Source organism: Streptomyces sp. 351MFTsu5.1, assembly GCF_000383655.1.
GTDB classification, from domain to species: Bacteria; Actinomycetota; Actinomycetes; order Streptomycetales; family Streptomycetaceae; genus Streptomyces; species Streptomyces griseorubiginosus.
Map to the genome: position 1 here is coordinate 247,326 of NZ_KB911777.1, position 17,454 is coordinate 264,779.

Annotated in this window: 9 protein-coding genes and 2 pseudogenes; 9 read left to right on the forward strand and 2 right to left on the reverse strand. The window is 72.9% G+C overall.

Annotation, left to right across the window (positions count from 1 at the left end; all coding sequences use genetic code 11):
• The first annotated feature begins 52 nt into the window (after nucleotides 1–52).
• Nucleotides 53–1,816 carry an ABC transporter ATP-binding protein gene (locus tag H295_RS0107725; RefSeq protein WP_020134772.1) on the forward strand — a complete coding sequence of 588 codons (1,764 nt, stop codon included), beginning with the start codon at nucleotides 53–55 and terminating at the stop codon, nucleotides 1,814–1,816.
• Entirely contained in the window at nucleotides 1,813–4,065 is a 2,253-nt protein-coding gene (locus tag H295_RS48550) for an ATP-binding cassette domain-containing protein (RefSeq protein WP_020134773.1), read from the forward strand. The genes H295_RS0107725 and H295_RS48550 overlap by 4 nt, the downstream gene beginning before the upstream one ends.
• Here the strand turns inward: H295_RS48550 and H295_RS48555 are convergent.
• Nucleotides 3,988–4,311: pseudogene (locus tag H295_RS48555) on the reverse strand (LuxR C-terminal-related transcriptional regulator); the annotation flags it as partial. The gene H295_RS48550 and the pseudogene H295_RS48555 overlap by 78 nt on opposite strands.
• A gap of 539 nt (nucleotides 4,312–4,850) precedes the next feature.
• On the opposite strand from H295_RS48555, the gene H295_RS0107735 reads away from it, so the two are divergent.
• Nucleotides 4,851–6,998 carry a SpoIIE family protein phosphatase gene (locus H295_RS0107735; RefSeq protein WP_020134774.1) on the forward strand — a complete coding sequence of 716 codons (2,148 nt, stop codon included), beginning with the start codon at nucleotides 4,851–4,853 and terminating at the stop codon, nucleotides 6,996–6,998.
• A 206-nt stretch (nucleotides 6,999–7,204) separates the two neighbouring features.
• On the opposite strand, the gene H295_RS0107740 is transcribed toward H295_RS0107735, so the two are convergent.
• Nucleotides 7,205–8,638 (reverse strand): S1 family peptidase, encoded by a 1,434-nt coding sequence (locus H295_RS0107740; RefSeq protein WP_020134775.1) that lies wholly within the window; start codon nucleotides 8,636–8,638, stop codon nucleotides 7,205–7,207.
• A 201-nt stretch (nucleotides 8,639–8,839) separates the two neighbouring features.
• Between H295_RS0107740 and H295_RS47845 the strand changes: the two are divergent.
• From H295_RS47845 to H295_RS0107765, 6 genes and pseudogenes are all read left to right on the forward strand, one after another.
• A pseudogene (locus H295_RS47845) lies at nucleotides 8,840–9,131 on the forward strand (thioesterase); the annotation flags it as partial.
• Nucleotides 9,132–9,607: 476 nt separating this feature from the next.
• The gene (locus H295_RS0107745; RefSeq protein ID WP_020134776.1) at nucleotides 9,608–9,823 is read left to right on the forward strand and encodes a hypothetical protein; all 216 of its coding nucleotides are present in this window, start codon (nucleotides 9,608–9,610) and stop codon (nucleotides 9,821–9,823) included.
• 113 nt (nucleotides 9,824–9,936) lie between these two features.
• Nucleotides 9,937–10,743, forward strand: a complete 807-nt coding sequence (locus H295_RS0107750; RefSeq protein ID WP_020134777.1) for an HlyD family efflux transporter periplasmic adaptor subunit — start codon at nucleotides 9,937–9,939, stop codon at nucleotides 10,741–10,743.
• On the forward strand, nucleotides 10,740–12,962 hold the full coding sequence (locus H295_RS0107755; RefSeq protein ID WP_020134778.1) for an NHLP family bacteriocin export ABC transporter peptidase/permease/ATPase subunit: 2,223 nt from the start codon (nucleotides 10,740–10,742) through the stop codon (nucleotides 12,960–12,962). Before H295_RS0107750 ends, H295_RS0107755 begins: the two co-directional genes overlap by 4 nt.
• Nucleotide 12,963: 1 nt before the next feature.
• The gene (locus H295_RS0107760; RefSeq protein WP_020134779.1) at nucleotides 12,964–15,777 is read left to right on the forward strand and encodes an NHLP bacteriocin export ABC transporter permease/ATPase subunit; all 2,814 of its coding nucleotides are present in this window, start codon (nucleotides 12,964–12,966) and stop codon (nucleotides 15,775–15,777) included.
• Nucleotides 15,778–15,891: 114 nt separating this feature from the next.
• Entirely contained in the window at nucleotides 15,892–17,394 is a 1,503-nt protein-coding gene (locus H295_RS0107765) for an MFS transporter (protein ID WP_020134780.1), read from the forward strand.
• The last annotated feature ends 60 nt before the right edge of the window (nucleotides 17,395–17,454 follow it).

Consider the following 17,454-nt stretch of genomic DNA (forward strand, 5'->3'; position numbering starts at 1 on the left):
CCCACGAGGGAGGGGCCGCCCGGGGTCCTGCCCACCTCGGGAAGGCCGCCGTATGACGACCAGCACCGCGCCCCCGGCCCCGCACGGCCCGCCGGCCCCGCACGGCCCCCTGGCCCCGCGCCGCCTCCTGGGACCGGCACCCGGCCGCTGCCTGGCCCTGTGCCTGGTGAGCACGGCCTCCACCGGCGCCGCGCTGCTGCTGCCCACCGCACTCGGCCGCACCCTCGACCTGCTGCTCGCCCGGGAACCGGCGACCCGCTGGGTGCTGGCCTGCGCCGCCCTCGTGCTGCTGCTCGCCCTGCTCGACGTGGCGGAGACCGTCCTCGGCGGCACCGTCACCGCCCGCGCCACCTCCTGGCTGCGCCGCCGTCTCACCGGCCATGTCCTGGCCGTCGGCCCGCGCGCCACAGCCCGCTTCGGGCCCGGGGACCTCGTCGCACGTCTCGTCGGCAACGCGGCCCAGGCCGGCACGGCACCGGCCGCGCGCGCCGCCCTGCCGGCCGCACTCGCCGGCCCGGTCGGCGCCGTGGTGGCCCTCGGGCTCATCTCCCCCTGGCTCGCGGCCGTGTTCCTCACCGGAGCGCCGGTCCTCGCCCTGCTGCTGCGCGCCTTCGCCCGCGACACCCGGGAGTGCGTGACCCGCTACCAGGAGGTGCAGGGGCGGATCGCGCAGGCGCTGTCGGAGGCCGTCGGCGGCCACCGCACGATCCGGGCCGCCGGGACGGAGGACCGCGAGACCGCGCGCGTCCTGCGCCCGCTGCCCGAGCTGTCCGCGGCCGGCCACCGCATGTGGCGGGTGCAGGGCCGGGCCTCGGGGCAGTCCGTGGCGATCGCCCCGCTGCTCCAGCTCGGCGTCGTGGCCGCCGCGGGCGTCCTGCTCGCCCGGCACCTGGTCACGGTGGGCGAGGTCCTCGCCGCCTCCCGGTACGCCGTCCTCGCGGCCGGCGTCGGCGTCCTGGTGGGCCAGCTCGCGGGTCTCGCCCGGGCCAGGGCCGCGACCGGCCGCCTGGACGAGGTCCTGGCAGAGTCCGCCATCGCCTACGGCACCCGCAGGCTGCCACCCGGCCCGGGACGCCTTGAACTGCGGGGCGTCACGGCCCTGCGCGGCGGACGGGCCGTGCTCGACGGCGTCGACCTCGTGGTGCCCGGCGGCACCACCCTCGCCGTGGTGGGCCGGTCCGGGGCGGGCAAGTCGCTGCTCGCCGCCGTCGCCGGGCGGCTCGCCGACCCGGACTCCGGCGAGGTGCTGCTGGACGGGGTGCCGCTGCGCGAGCTCACCCATGACGAGCTGCGCGGTGCGATCGGCTACGCCTTCGAGCGGCCCGCCCTGCTCGGCGGCACCCTGGAGGAGGAGATCGGGCTCGGTCTGCCCCAGCCCTCCCCCGCCCGAGTCCGCCGGGCGGCCCGCACGGCCCACGCGGACGAATTCGTCCGCCGCCTGCCGCACGGTTACGACACCCTCGTCGCCGACGCCCCGCGCTCCGGCGGGGAGTCCCAACGGCTCGGCCTCGCCCGGGCGTTCGCCCACGGCGGCCGCCTGCTCGTGCTCGACGACGCCCTCTCCAGCCTCGACACGGTGACGGAGGCCCGCATCGCCGAGGCCCTCGTGCGCCACGCGACGCCCGGCACTCGGCTCCTGGTCGCCCACCGCGCCGCGACGGCGGCCCGCGCGGACGCGGTGGCATGGCTGGACGGGGGGCGGGTGCGGGCGGTGGGGCCGCACGCGGAGCTGTGGCGGGCGGCGGAGTACCGGGCGGTGTTCGGGGCGGGCGGGGAGGCAGCGGGCCTGGACGCCCCGAACGGGGGGCCGGCATGACCACGGCGAGGGGCGCGGCGGTGAGCGACGGGGTCCCCGCCCGCGGGCTGCGGTATCTGCGGGCCCGGTGGCGGGTTGTCGTGCGGCTCGGCGGGTGGTCGGTGCTGGAGACCGCGCAGACCTTCCTCACCGGGTACGCGCCCGCCCGCGCGCTCGACGAGGGGTTCCTGGCCGGACGGCCCGGCGTGGGGCTGGGGTGGCTCGCGGTGGCAGGGCTCGGCGTGCTGGTCGGGGCGTTCGGGACGGTGCGGGTGTACGCCGCCGTCGCCGCGCTGGTCGAGCCGCTGCGGGACGCGCTGGTCAGGCGGGTCGTCGCGCGGGGCGTGCGGGAGGCGGACCCGGGGGCGCTGTCCGGGCTGACCCAGCAGGTGGAGATCGCGCGGGACACCTTCGCCGGGCTGGTGATGGTGTCGCGCTCGTTCGTGTTCACCGCGGTCGGGGCGGTCGTCGGACTCGCCTCGCTGGACCCGCTCCTCCTGCTGGTGGTCGGGCCGCCGCTGGCCGCCGGACTGGGCCTGTTCGCGGCCACGCTGCGGCCGCTGGCCCGGCGCCAGGAGGAGTTCCTGGTCGCCGACGAGGCCCTGGCCGACGGTCTCGGGAGGGTCTGCCCGGGATTGCGGGACATCACCGCGTCGGGCGCGGAGGAGCGGGTCGCCGAGCACACCGGACGACTCGTCGAGGCGGAACAGCGGGCCGCGTACTCCCTCGCCCACTGGTCCGTCCTGCGCGTGGCCTCCCTCACCCTCGGCGGCCAGCTCCCGATCGTGCTCCTGCTGGTCTGCACCCCCTGGCTGCTGTCCCGGGGCGTCAGCACGGGCGCCCTGGTCGGCGCCCTCGCCTACGTCACCCAGTCCCTGCTCCCCGCCCTGCACAACCTGGTCCACGGCCTGGGCACGAGCGGGTCGAGGCTGGTGGTGGTGCTGCGCCGCCTGATCCGCGAGCCGACGCTGGAGGACGAACCGGGCCCGGTCCCCCTTGCCGACGCCGACGAGCCGAATCCCCACCCCGAGCACGTTTCGCCCCGCCCCGCCCGGAAAGCAGCCGAGCGCAACCCCCCGCACATCGACGACTCCGCACCGCGGCAGAACACGCACGCCGACGACACGAACCCCCACCCCGAGCCCGCCTCAAGCGCACGGTCCCGGCGGGCAGCCGACTCCACCTCTCATCCCGTGTCACCGGTGGACCCGCCCCGCGCCGACACGGAGGGCGGTGTGTCGGGCCCCGGCGTCGGCATACGGCCCGGGCGGTGGGCGGGCGGGCCGGGCCGGCGCCCGGATCCGGCGACCCGGACAGCCGATCGCGGTTCCGGCGCCGTTCGCGTCACGGCGGCCACGGCACGCGCCTCCGCCGCCCCGCCGTCGTCCGCCGGGACGCCCGCCCTGGAGCTCACCTCGCTTTCCTTCGCCTACGGCCCCACCGCCACCCGCGTCGTCGACGGGCTGGACCTCACCCTGGCGCCGGGGGCCCACCTGGCCGTCGTAGGGCCCAGCGGGATCGGGAAGTCCACGCTGACCGCTCTCGTCGCCGGGCTGCTGCGGCCCACGGGCGGGCGGATCCGGCTCCTCGGGCATCCCGTGCCCTCCCCCGGTGCCGCCGCCCGGCGGGTGCTGATCCCGCAGGAGGCGTACGTCCACACAGGCACCCTCGCCGAGAACCTCGCCCACCTCCGCGAGGGGCCGGTGCCCGAGCCCGAGCTCCGCGCGGCCGCCGAAGCGGTCGGGCTGGCCCCGCTGATGGAAGCGCTCGGCGGGCCGGGGGCGAGCGTGGACCCGGCCGCGCTGTCCGCGGGTGAGCGCCAGCTCGTCGCGCTGGTCAGGGCCTATCTGTCACCCGCCCCCCTGGTCCTGCTCGACGAGGCGACCTGCCACCTCGACCCGGGGACCGAGGAGCGCGCCGAGCGGGCCTTCGCCGAGCGGCCGGGGACGACGCTGGTCGTCGTCGCCCACCGCATCAGCTCGGCCCGCCGCGCCGGGCACGTGCTGCTGATGGACGGCCCGCGCACGGCGTACGGCACGCACGACGAGCTGGTGCGCGAGTCCCCGGCGTACCGCGAACTCGTCGGCGGCCGTCCGGCCGTACCACCGTCAGAGCCAGCCCTGCCCCTGCGAGATCCGGATCGCGTCGATGCGGTTGCGGGCCCCGGTCTTGCGGGTGATGGCGGCCATGTAGTTGCGCACGGTCCCGTGGGACAGGTGCAGGCTTCCCGCGATCTCCGCGACGGAGGCCCCCTCGGCCGCGAGGGATAACACGCTCAGCTCCCGTCTGGTCAGCGGCATCTCCGCGGCCTGGAGGAACCCGAAGCCGAGCGAGTCATCGACGAAACGTTTCCCCTCGGCGACCCGGCGGATCCCCCGCACCAGCCGCTCCGGTGCCGCCCCCTCCTTGTCCACGTATCCGAGTGCCCCCGCCTCGACGGCCCGCTTGAGCAGACCGGGGCGGTTGGCGCTGGCCATCACGAGCAAGCGCGGCGGACTACGGTCCGGCTCGCGCATGGATAACTCCCCCAGGGGCGGGATGCCGTACGCGTCCGAACACTCGAGGTCGGCCGCGCAGACGTCCGGACGCACGGACCGCAGGCGGCTCGGCGCGGTGTGCCACGGGGTGTCGAACACTCCGAGGTCCGGTTCCCGGCGGAGCCACTCCGCCAGTACCGATCTCTCCAGACCTGCGTCGTGCACCAGAAGCACCTGGATCACTGCTCGTCCCCTTTGACTCGCCGCTCGGTTTCGTGGTCATGAACGCGTGCCCCATTGTTCGTGTCCCGGACCGCTCTCGGGCGCGAGGAATCGGCCATCAGGATGCGCGGGGGCGCACACAGGGCGCCCGTGTGCCGTCGTGCGCTTCGACTGAGGGGGCATGGCCGGGGGCGAAGCGGGTACGCGGGCCTCCTCGCCGTCGCACGGGCACCCGTGTGCCCGCACGGGTGCGGGCTCGCCGTGCGGGACGCGCCGGGAGGGGGGAGATTTGATCCTTGGGAGCCCGGCTCGCGACAGCGGCCCGCGCCCCTGGGGGACGCGCCCCGTGCGAGGAGGTGGTCGGCGTGTCCGACGGACATACGTCGGCCCCGGCGCCGGCGAGCGCCCGGACCCGCGTGGGACGCCCCCTGCTCTCCCTGGCCCTCGCGTCGATGATGGACGAGGTCCACGCGCACTCCGGCGCGGTCTATCTGCTGGCCGCCGACCAACCGGTGCTGGAGATGGCGGTGGTGGCGGGCCTGCCCCGGGCGTTCGCGGCCCCCTGGGAGCGGGTGGGACTGAGCGCGCCGATCCCGGTGGCCGAGGCGGCGCGGGAGCGGCGGCTGGTATGGGTCGGCGGCGAACAGGAGATGGCCCGCCGCTTCCCCCGGATCGCGGTGGTGCTGCCGTATCCCTTCGCGCTGGCCGCCGTCCCGGTGGCGACCCCGTCCAAGGTGTACGGCGCGGTCTTCGTGACCTGGCCCGGTGCGCACCCGCCGGACCTGTCCGACCGGGAGCGGGACCATCTGATCGCGGCCTGCGGGCGGCTCGCGGTGCGACTTGAGCGGGCCGTGGAGGACAGTGTGCCGCCGCACACCGAACCGGATCTGCTGGGCGCGGCACCGGTCAGCGGCCCGGCCGGGACGCTGGGCACGGTGGAGGCGGCACGGATGGTGGCCCGGTTGCCGTACGGACTGTGCTCGCTCGATCTGCACGGGCGGGTGTCCTTCGCCACCGCGGCGGCTGCCGAGCTGATCGGTGTGCCGGTCTCCCAGCTGCTGGGCTCGCAGCTGTGGGCGACGGTGCCCTGGCTCAACGACCCTGTCTACGAGGACCGTTACCGGGCCGCGCTGATCAGTCAGCACAGCACGTCGTTCGTGGCGCTGCGGCCGCCCGGGGACTGGCTGTCGTTCCGGCTGTACCCGAGCACGACCGGGCTGAGCGTGCGGATCACCCGGGCCCGGGCGGTGGCGGAGATGAACCGGTCCGGGCCGCGGCCCGGCGACTCGCCGGCCCGGCTGGTGACGATCTCGCAGGTGCTGAGCCTGGCCGGGGCGCTGACCGAGGCGGTGGGCGTGCAGGACGTGGTGCAGCTGGTGGCGGACGAGATCGCTCCGGCGGTGGGCAGCCAGGCGCTGGTCGTGCTCGGCTCCCGGGCCGGGCGGCTGCATGTGCTGGGGCACCGCGGATACCCCGACGCGCGGGTCGTGGAGCGGTTCGACGGGTTGCCGCTGACCGAACCGACTCCGGGCACCCAGGCCCTGACCACCGGCGTGCCCGCGTTCTTCGACTCCCGTGAGCAGCTGGAGCGCCTGTACCCGGGGCGGCAGGCCACCCCCGACGGGTTCGCCGCCTGGGCGTATCTGCCGCTGATCGCCTCCGGACGGCCCGTGGGCACCTGTGTGCTGGCCTACACGGAACGGCATCCCTTCCCCACGGACGAGCGGGCGGTGCTGACCAGTCTGGGCGGGCTGATCGCCCAGGCCCTGGAGCGGGCCGTGCTGTACGACGCCAAGCACCAGCTGGCGCACGGCCTCCAGGCGGCTCTGCTGCCGCACACCCTGCCCGTGCTGCCCGGCATCGAGGCGGCGGCCCGCTATCTGCCGGCGACCCAGGGCATGGACATCGGCGGTGACTTCTACGACCTCGTGCCGGTGCACGGCAAGGCCGCCGCGGTGATCGGGGACGTGCAGGGGCACAACGTGACGGCGGCCGGGCTGATGGGGCAGATCCGGACCGCGGTACGGGCGTACACGACCGTCGGCCAGACGCCGGAGGAGGTCATGCGCTCCACCAACCGGCTGCTCATCGACCTCGGCGCGGACCTCTTCGCCAGCTGTCTGTACCTGCGGCTGGATCCGGAGCGGGGGCGGGCGGTCATGGCACGGGCGGGGCATCCGCCGCCGCTGCTCCGGCGGCCGGACGGCCGGGTGCGCGTGCTGGACCTCGCCGGCGGGCCGCTGCTGGGGGTCGACGGCGCGGCCGGATATCCGACGACCGAGGTGGAGCTGACCCCGGGCTGTGTCCTCGCCCTCTACACCGACGGTCTGATCGAGTCACCCGGCGTCGACATCGAGGACGCGCTCGCGGAACTGGGCGGGCAGCTCGCCGAGACGGGTGACCGTCCGCTCGACGAACTCGCCGACGAACTCGTGCACCGTGGCGCGGCGGCGCGGGAGCGGAGCGACGACGTGGCGCTGCTGTTGCTGCGGGCGGACGGCTGACGGGCCGTCACGACACGGGGGCGGTCCGTGGAACGACGCGACGGTCCGGCCCTCCCGCCGGAGGGCCGGACCGTCGCACCTCCCGGGCCGGGAACCGCGGTGTGGCCGGGAGGTGTTCGTACGGGCCTGCGTCGGCAGCGGGCAGGTGGGTGTGGGGGGACCGCTGCCGACGCGGCCGGTTCGGGGTGTGGTGCGGTGGGGCGGGATCAGTTGTGGGACTGGCCCGCATCGCCGGTGCCGTTGCCGGCGTCCTGGCCATTGCCGGCGTCCTGGCCATTGCCGGCGTCCTGACCGTTACCGGCGTCCTGGCCGTTGCCCGTGTCCTGGCCGCCGATCACGTCGCCGCCGGCCTGCTCGCCGCCGACTTCCTGGCCCGCGCCGGCCTCGTCACCCGGGCTCGCGCTCGCGTCGCCACCGGCACCGGCCTCCTGGCCCGCACCCGCCTCGTCACCGGCACCGGCACCGGCACCGGCTTCCCCGCCGCCGGCCTGGTCGCCGCCCGCGCCGCCGGCCGCGTCACCGGCGCCGAGCGTGGCGCCGACCGCCTGGAGAGCGGTGGTCACCGGCTGGAAGAAGGTCTCGCCGCCCACCGTGCAGTCGCCGCTGCCACCGGAGGTCAGACCGATCGCGGAGCCGTCCTGGGTGAACAGCGAGCCGCCGCTGTCGCCGGGTTCGGCGCAGACGTCGGTCTGTATGAGGCCGGTGACGGTGCCCTCGGGGTAGTTCACGGTGGCGTCGAGTCCGAGGACCTGGCCGTCGGCGAGCCCGGTGGTGGAGCCCATCCGGAAGACCTGGGAGCCGACCTCGGCGTCCGCGGCCTGGTTGATCGCGACGGTCTGGCCGCCGCCGACGTTGACCTCGCTGGGCGCCTGGGTCGCCGGGTCGTCGTACTTGACGAGCGCGAAGTCGCCGTCGCCGGGGAAGGTGGCCTGGTCGACGGTGGCGATCGGCTGACCGGTCTCGGAGTCCGACCACTGCTCGGCCGCGACCCCGCAGTGACCGGCGGTCAGGAAGGCGGGGCTGCCGTCGCCCGCGGTGACGTTGAAGCCGAGCGAGCAGCGGGCGCCGCCGCCGAAGATCGCGTCACCGCCGGAGACGAAGGTCTTGAAGGTGCCCGCCGACTTCTTGATGGTGGCCATGTCGGAGCCGAGGCTCTTCACGGTCGACTCGAGGGTGTTCCACTTGGCGCCGGTCACCGTGCTGTCGGCGGTGACCAGGATCTTGTTCGTCCTGGGGTCGACGGCCCAGGACGTGCCCGGGATGGTCGCCTCGTCCTTCAGGGTCTTCGCGCCGGCCGCCAGCTCGGAGAGGCTGTTGTCGACCACCCGGACCTTGGCGCCGGCCTGCTTCGCCTGGACGACGACGTTGTTGTCGCCGGATACGACGTTCACGACGAGCTGCCGGCTGTCGGCGTCGTAGTAGGACCCGGCGAAGGCGTCGCCCAGCAGCTTCTCGAGTTGCGAGGCGAGGTCCGAGGCGTCCGTCGCCTTCAGCGGCTTCGGCGCGACGGCCGCCGCGTCGTTCGACGGGCCGTCCTGGGACGCGTTGGCGTTGGGCAGCAGAATCGCGGCCGCTCCGAGCGCCACGACGGTGCCTGCCGCGAACGCGGCCTTGCGCTTCGGAATTCGCTTGTGACTCAAACTTCTCGACCTCCTGGGGGACCGGAGTCTGTACCGCCGTACGGCAGTTGTTCTGTTCGGGACGCCTGGATGGCCATGGGTACGGGCGGTGCGCGCGGTGCGTTCAATGCCGTTTCTTTACGCCTGGATTGCCATGCCGATTCGGCCACGGGCGATACCGCGCGGGTTGTGGGCGGGCTGTGGACGGGAAGAACCCCCCATATGGCGATGACGCCCGCCGAAACCGACAAGGTCCTCGCCGACAATTTCGCCCCGTGGGTCCTCGATCTCGGGCCGAGGGGTCGAGTCGCTCGGCGACGACCGCGCGGTTCTGCGACTTCCCTGGTCACCGAGGCCGGCCCGGGATGGCGGCGGGCTCGGCGGCCAGGCGCTGATGGCCGCCGCCCGGGGTGCCTTCGTGCCGATGACGACGGCGCAGCAGTCCACGAGCTTCCAACGGGCGGTGACCGGTTCGGATGTCCTGATCACGGCGGTCCTCACCAGGCTCGGGCGAGCACGGTCCACGCACTGCTCGGCTGACACGCTCAGCGAGCGGGCGGATGCGCTCCGTTGTGCGGAGCACCCCGAATCCCCTCTTCAGCGAATCTGCACACCGAATGCGCAACCGGGCCACTGGAGACGGAAGTTCTGCACAATCGCCCGGCGCCGCTCATGACATTGGCGAGGTGTGTCGCATTCGCCTCGTGGGCGACAAGGGTCCGTACACAGGACCGCAACACCACATGTGAAGAAGTGGGCACCAAGGCGTGCGCAATTCTGCACGGATGAAGGCTTCTGTGACTCAAGTTCCCTGGTGAGGCGGGTGGTTGATTGGAAGGGCAGAGCGGCGGCGTGCTTTGATCCATCGCACCGCAAGGCAGTCGGGGCTCCCGGAAACGGGATTCGGCGCCATGCGAATGCGGCCGTCATCTGTCCCCCAGAGGGGGCCGCTCCCCCTTGTGAAATACCCATACGAAGGGAAGTTCCATCATGAACTCCACCCCCCAGGTTGAGACCGTCGAGATCTCCGACGCGGACCTCGACAACGTCTCCGGCGGCCTGCAGCTGAACGCCCTCGGCACCGTCACCAGCCTGGTGGACGGCGTCGCCCCGGTTTCCGGCCTGGTCAACACGGCCGTCGGCACCGTCGAGGGTGTGACCGGCCTGAACACCGCCCCGGTCACCGGCCTGGTCGCCGGCCTCTGATCGCACTCCTTGCGATCTGATCACACTCTTGTGGTCGACCCGTCCCGGACCGCAAACCGGCGGTTCCGGGACTTTCGGGTGCTCGGAAACATCTCGAGGTGAGGGATAGTCGCGTGCAGTTCCGCCAACAGGCCCTCGCCAAGCTCCAGTCGCCGGAGGAGCTCGACCTTCCGGTGCGTTTCGCCCGTCCGCAGGGCTGGCTCGTGATGGCCGTGACGGTGGTGGTGGTCGCCGCCGCGTCCGTGTGGGCCGTGACCGGCTCGGTCGCCTCCACGGTGAGCGCACCCGCCATCCTCACGCACGGGCAGGGCAGTTACATCCTCCAGAGCCCCGTCGCGGGGCAGGTCACCCAGGTGATCGCGAAGGAGGGCGTCCGGCTGCCGGCCGACTCCCCGGTGCTCAAGGTCCGTACCGCCGACGGGGACACCGTCGTGCGCACGGTCGCCGCCGGCCGGATCACCGCGCTCGCGGCCACCATCGGGCAGATCATCTCGACCGGCGCGAACGTCGCCGCCGTGGAGAAGGTCGCCCACGCCGACGACCCGATGTATGCCACGGTGTACGTGCCCGCCGAGAACGCGGCCTCCATACCCGAGGACGCGGCCGTGGACCTGACCGTGTCCTCGGTGCCCACCCAGGAGTACGGCGTGCTGCGCGGCCGTGTGAAGTCGGTGGACCGCTCGGCCCAGTCGGCGCAGCAGATCGCCGCGTTCCTCGGGGACAGCCAGCTCGGCGAGCAGTTCACCAAGGACGGCCGTCCGGTCGCCGTGCTCGTGAAGCTGGACAAGTCGAAGGGCACGAAGAGCGGTTACAAGTGGTCGTCCGCCGACGGGCCCCCGTTCGCCCTGACCTCCATGACCGTGGCCTCGGGTTCGATCCGGCTGGCCGATCAGCGCCCCGTCGATTGGCTGCTGCCGTGAGCACCGCACAGGAGACCCGCGGCAGGCGCCGCTCCGCCCCGCCCAAACGCCCGGTCCCCACGGGCAAGTCGAAGACGGTCCGTACGCCCACCGTTCTCCAGATGGAGGCCGTGGAGTGCGGCGCCGCCTCCCTTGCGATGGTCCTCGGCCACTACGGCAAGCACGTCCCGCTGGAGGAGCTGCGGATCGCCTGCGGAGTCTCCCGGGACGGCTCGCGCGCCAGCAACCTCCTGAAGGCGGCCCGCAGTTACGGCCTGACCGCCAAGGGCATGCAGATGGACACGGCCGCCCTCGCCGAGGTGAAGACCCCGGCCGTGCTGTTCTGGGAGTTCAACCACTACGTCGTCTACGACGGCATGGGGCGCCGGTTCGGCCGCCGCGGGGTCTACGTCAACGACCCCGGCAAGGGCCGCCGGTTCGTCCCGATGGAGGACTTCGACGGCAGCTTCACCGGTGTCGTCCTGGTGATGGAACCCGGCGAGGGCTTCACCAAGGGCGGCCGCAAGCCCGGTGTGCTGGGCGCGATGCCGGCCCGGCTGCGCGGCACCGCGGGCACCATGCCGGCCGCGGTCCTGGCGAGCCTGCTGCTGGTGCTGGTCGGCGCGGCCACCCCCGCGCTCTCCCGCACCTACATCGACATGTTCCTGATCGGCGGGCAGACCTCGCTGCTCGGGGTGCTGTTCGCGTCGATGGGGGCCTGTGTGGCCCTCACCCTCGCCCTGACCTGGCTCCAGCAGGCGAACCTGCTGCACGGCCGGATCATCTCCTCGACGCTTTCCAGCGCCCGCTTCCTGCGCCATCTGCTGCGCCTGCCGGTGACGTTCTTCTCCCAGCGCAGCCCCGCCGACCTGGTGCAGCGGCTCCAGTCCAACGACCAGGTGGCCGAGACCCTGGCCCGCGACCTCGCGGCGGCGGGCGTGGACGCGGTGGTCGTCGTCCTGTACGCGCTCCTCCTCTACACCTACGACCCGCAGCTCACCTTCGTCGGGATCGGCGTGGCCCTGCTGAACGTGGTGGCGATGCGGATCGTGATCCGGCTGCGGGCCACGCGTACCGCCAAGCTCCGCGCCGACAGCGCCCGGCTCACCAACACCGCCTACACCGGTCTCCAGCTGATCGAGACGATGAAGGCGACCGGCGGCGAGGACGGCTACTTCCGCAAGTGGGCCGGACAGCACGCCACGACCCTGGAGGAGCAGCAGAAGCTCGGGGTGCCGAGCGCCTGGCTGGGAGTGGTCGCGCCGATGCTGGCCACCTTCAACAGCGCGCTCATCCTGTGGATCGGCGGCATGCGGGCCGTGGAGGGCGGTATCTCGGTCGGTCTGCTGGTCGCCTTCCAGGCCCTGGTCACGCGGTTCACCGCGCCGATCACCCGCCTCAACGGTGTGGCGGGCCGCATCCAGGACTTCGCGGCGGACGTGGCCCGGCTGAAGGACGTGGAGAACTTCAAGGCCGATCCGCTCTACGGCCGCCCCGGCGCCGGCGACTCGACGCGCCGCCTGCACGGCCATGTCGAGCTCCAGAACATCACCTTCGGCTACAACCCGCTCGACAAGCCGCTGCTCACCGGCTTCGACCTGACCGTCGGCCCGGGCCAGCAGGTGGCACTGGTCGGCGGCTCCGGCAGCGGCAAGTCGACCGTCTCCCGGCTGATCTCCGGCCTGTACGCACCCTGGGAGGGCGTGATCCGCATCGACGGACAGCGCCTGGACGACATCCCGCGCGGTGCGCTCGCCTCCTCGGTGTCCTTCGTCGACCAGGACGTGTTCCTCTTCGAGGGGTCGGTCCGCGACAACGTGGCGCTGTGGGACCCGTCGATCCCGGACGAGGCCGTGGTGGACGCGCTCAAGGACGCGGCCCTGTACGACGTGGTGGTGCGGCGGCCCGGGGGCATCCACAGCAGGGTGGAGCAGGACGGGCGCAACTTCTCCGGCGGTCAGCGCCAACGCCTGGAGATCGCACGGGCGTTGGTGCGCCGGCCCAGCATCCTGGTCCTCGACGAGGTGACCAGCGCGCTGGACGCGGAGACCGAGCTGGTCGTCATGGACAACCTGCGCAGGCGCGGCTGTGCCTGTGTGGTGATCGCGCACCGGCTCAGCACCGTGCGCGACAGCGACGAGATCGTCGTACTGGAGCACGGCACGATCGTGGAGCGCGGGCGGCACGAGGAGCTGGTGGCGCGCGGCGGCGCGTACGCGGCGCTGGTCAAGGAACGGTGAGATGACGACCGCACACGAAGGGGACGTGGTCCTCGGCGCCCTCGGCGGGATGGGCACGCGCATCGACTGCGCCGGCTTCAGCCGTATCGATCTCGAAGGTCCGCAGGTGCTGTGGCTGGTCGTGTCGGGCGCGGTGGACCTGTTCGCGGTGGACGCCGAACAGCAGGGCCACTGGCACCACCTGGGCCGTCTGGAGCCGGGCGCGCTGCTGCTCGGGCCGGTGCCGGGCCCGCAGCACACCCTGGTCGCACGCCCGCTGCGGGACTGCGTGGTGCACCGCATCGGCCTGCGCGAGCTGTACGAGCCCGCCCACACCCAGACCTGGTCGTACGACGAGTACGGCAACCCCCAGTACGTGCCGCCGACGACGAGCCCGCTGGAGTACGCCCTCGCGCTCGGCGTCGGCCGGAGCCTGTCCATCCTCTTCCAGGCGCCGCTGGCCGACGAGCGGGTTGCCGCCCCGACCGACGACGACGTGTTCTGGATGCAGGTCCCGCCGGGCAGCGTCCAGTACGGCTCGCTCTACGGCGCCGACGCGGCCGCAGACCTGCTGATGGACCCGGCGGTCTGGCAGTCCATGGTCGACCAGCAGTACCGGCTGCTGACCACGCTGGACCGCTGGATCGAGCAGCTGGAGCGCACCCACGAGACCCGGACGGCCGCCGGCATCAAGGCCGGTGAGGCGGTTCGCGCGCAGGCCGACCAGACCCTGCTGGCGTCCATCGGCAGGTCCAAGCGGCGGGCGACGGCCGCCGACGCGGACGCGAGTTACGCGGCGTGCAGGCTGGTCGCCGACGCGGCCGGGATCACGCTCGCGGAGAACGGCCACAGCGGCACCGAGAGCGACCGGCTCGACCCGGTCGAGCGGATCGCCCTCGCCTCCCGCGTCCGCATCAGATCCGTGCGCCTGGACGGCAGTTGGTGGCGGGACGACGTGGGGCCCCTGGTGGGTCACCGGGCCCTGTCGGGTGCGCCGGTGGCGCTGCTGTGGCGGCGTGGCGGCTATGTGGCCGTGCATCCGGCGACCGGGCGTGAGACGCCGATCGAGAAGGACAACGCCGAGGAGTTCGAGCCGCGGGCGGTGATGTTCTACCGTCCGCTGCCCGACCGGAAACTGACTCCGCTCGGGCTGGTGCGGTTCAGCATGCGCGGCACCGGCGGCGACGTGACGAACCTGCTGCTAAGCGGTCTCGTGACGGTGGCGATCGGCGCGCTGGTGCCGATCGCGACCGGCAAGGTGCTCGGCGAGTTCGTGCCGAGGGCGCAGACCGGGCTGATCGTGCAGGTGTGTCTGGCCGTGATGGTCAGCGGTGTGGTGACGGCGGCGTTCATGCTGCTCCAGAACCTCACGATGCTCCGCCTGGAGGGTCGTATCGAGGCGACCCTCCAGCCGGCCGTCTGGGACCGGCTGCTGCGGCTGCCCACGAAGTTCTTCACCGAGCGCTCGACCGGTGAACTGGCCAGTCAGGCCATGGGCATCAGCTCGATCCGCCGGATGATGGCGGGCATCGGCCCGACGGTCGCCCAGTCGGTGACGGTCGGCGCGATGAACCTGGGTCTGCTGTTCTGGTACAGCGTCCCGATGGCGATGGCGGCGATCGCCATGCTCGTCGTGATCGCGGCCGGCTTCCTCGGTCTCGGGCTGTGGCAGGTGCGCTGGCAGCGGCGGCTGGTCGTGCTCGGCAACAAGCTCAACAACCAGGCCTTCCAGACCCTGCGCGGGCTGCCCAAGCTCCGGGTGGCGGCGGCCGAGAACTACGCCTACGCGGCCTGGGCCTCGGAGTTCGCCCGCAGCCGTGAGCTCCAGCAGAAGGTCGGCCGGATCAAGAACCTGACCACGGTGCTGGGTTCGGTGTATCTGCCGCTGTGCACCCTGCTGATGTTCATGCTGCTGGCGGGCCCGGCGCGCGGCTCGATGTCGGCGGCCGCGTTCCTCACCTTCAACACCTCGGTGACCATGCTGCTGACCGCGGTCACCTCGCTCACCGGCGCCTTCGTCTCGGCGGTGGCCGCGCTTCCGCTGTTCGAGGAGATCAAGCCGGTCCTGGAGGCGCAGCCGGAGGTGCGCACCGCGAGCACCCGGCCGGGTCCGCTCACCGGGGCGCTGGAGGCCCGCAGGCTCTCCTTCCGCTACTCCGAGGACGGCCCGCTGATCCTCGACGACGTGTCCTTCGAGATCCGGCCGGGCGAGTTCGTGGCGATCGTCGGCCCGAGCGGCTGCGGCAAGTCGACCCTGCTCCGGCTGCTGATCGGCTTCGACCGCCCGCTCTCCGGGAGCGTCCTGTACGACGGGCAGGACCTGGCCGCCCTCGACCAGTCGGCGGTGCGCCGGCAGTGCGGGGTCGTCCTCCAGCACGCCCAGCCGTTCACCGGGTCCATCCTGGACGTCATCTGCGGCACCGAGCCGTACACGCCGGAGGAGGCGATGGCGGCGGCCGCGATGGCGGGGCTCGCGGAGGACATCCAGCGGATGCCGATGGGGCTGCACACCATCGTCTCGGGCAGCGGGGCGATCTCCGGTGGGCAGCGCCAACGGCTCATGATCGCCCAGGCGTTGATCCGGCGGCCCCGGATCCTCTTCTTCGACGAGGCGACCAGCGCCCTGGACAACGACACCCAGCGCACGGTCATCGAGTCCACGAAGGCCCTCAACGCGACCCGGGTCGTCATCGCCCACCGCCTGTCCACGGTGCTGGACGCGGACCGCGTGATCGTGATGGAGAACGGCAAGGTCGCCCAGCAGGGTCCGCCGGCGCAGTTGCTCGCGGACACGGGCGGCCGGCTGCACGAGCTGGTGCGGCGGCAGATGGCGTAAGGGGTCACGCTAGCGAAACGTTGCCGTTTCGTTCGGCGTGGTCTAGTCTCGACGCGTACGAAACCGTTTCGTTTATGAACGGGTTCCCGTCGACTTTCCCTGGAGTGCCTTGCCATGTCCGAGAAGACCCTGACCGAGAGCGGTAGGGAAAGCGCCGTCGACGCGCAGCCCGAAGCCTCGGCCAAGCGATGGTGGATTCTCGCCGTCGTCGCCCTCGCCCAGCTGATGGTGGTCCTCGACGCGACCATCGTGAACATCGCACTGCCCTCGGCACAGGCCGACCTCGGCTTCTCCGACGGCAACCGGCAGTGGATCGTCACCGCCTACGCGCTGGCGTTCGCCTCCCTCCTGCTGCTCGGCGGCCGGATCGCCGACCTCTTCGGACGCAAGACGGCCTTCCTCGTCGGGGTCGTCGGCTTCGCCGCCGTCTCCGCGCTCGGCGGTGCCGCCACCAACTTCGAGATGCTGGTCACCGCCCGTGCCCTCCAGGGCGCGTTCGGCGCGCTCCTCGCGCCCGCGGCGCTCTCGCTGCTCAACACGACGTTCACCGACGCCCGGGAGAAGGCCAAGGCGTTCAGCGTCTACGGCGCCATCGCCGGTGCCGGCGGCGCGGTGGGCCTGCTGCTCGGCGGCCTGCTGACCGACGCCCTCGACTGGCGCTGGACTCTCTACGTCAACGTCGTCATCGCCGTGTTCGCCTTCGCGGGCGGCTGGATCCTGCTGCACAACCACCGTGACGCCGCCAACTCCAAGCTGGACGTGCCCGGCACCCTGCTCGTCGCGGCCGGTCTCTTCTCCCTGGTCTACGGCTTCTCGAACGCCGAGACCCACGACTGGAACTCCCCCGAGACCTGGGGCTTCCTGATCGCGGGCGGTGTGCTGCTGACCGCCTTCGCCTGGTGGCAGACCCGCGCCGCGCACCCGCTGCTGCCGCTGCGCATCCTGCTGGACCGCAACCGCGCCGCCTCCTTCCTGGCCGTGCTGATCTCCGGCGGCGGCATGTTCGGTGTCTTCCTCTTCCTCACCTACTACCTCCAGCTGAACCTGGGCTTCAGCCCGACCAAGACCGGCGTGGCGTTCCTGCCGATGGTGGCCGCGCTGATGGTCGCGGCCCAGGTCAGCACCACCGTGCTGGTCCCGCGGATCGGCCCCAAGGTGGTCATCCCGCTCGGCTTCGCGGTCGCCGCGGTCGGCATGGCCTGGCTCACCGGCATCGGTGTCGGCTCCAGCTACCTGTCCGCCGTGCTGCCGCAGCTGATCGTCATCGGTTTCGGCCTCGGCCTGGTCATGCCGCCCGCCATGCAGCTGGCCACCGGCGGGGTCGCGGCCGAGGACGCGGGAGTCGCCTCCGCCACGGTCAACGCCATGCAGCAGGTGGGCGGTTCGATCGGCACGGCACTGCTGAACACGCTGGCCGCGAGCGCCGCCACCGACTACCTCGTCGGCAAGAACCCGGGGAACAAGCTGGTCCAGGCCCAGGCCACGATCGAGAGCTACACCACCGCCTTCTGGTGGTCTGCGGGCCTGTTCGCCGCGGGCGCCGTGATCGCCTTCCTGCTCTTCCGGCGCGGGGTGCCGGAGCAGGACGCGAGCGCCGCTCCCGTCGTGCACATGTAGCCGCGTGCACCCGTAGACCGCTCCGCACAGAGCCGCACGGAGCCGCACAGAGCCGCTCGG

Coding starts and splice junctions, on each gene's coding strand:
- H295_RS48550 (WP_020134773.1), top strand. CDS start 1,813: ATGACCACGGCGAGGGGCGCGGCGGTGAGCGACGGGGTCCCCGCCCGC.
- H295_RS0107765 (WP_020134780.1), top strand. CDS start 15,892: ATGTCCGAGAAGACCCTGACCGAGAGCGGTAGGGAAAGCGCCGTCGAC.
- H295_RS0107745 (WP_020134776.1), top strand. CDS start 9,608: ATGAACTCCACCCCCCAGGTTGAGACCGTCGAGATCTCCGACGCGGAC.
- H295_RS0107725 (WP_020134772.1), top strand. CDS start 53: ATGACGACCAGCACCGCGCCCCCGGCCCCGCACGGCCCGCCGGCCCCG.
- H295_RS0107760 (WP_020134779.1), top strand. CDS start 12,964: ATGACGACCGCACACGAAGGGGACGTGGTCCTCGGCGCCCTCGGCGGG.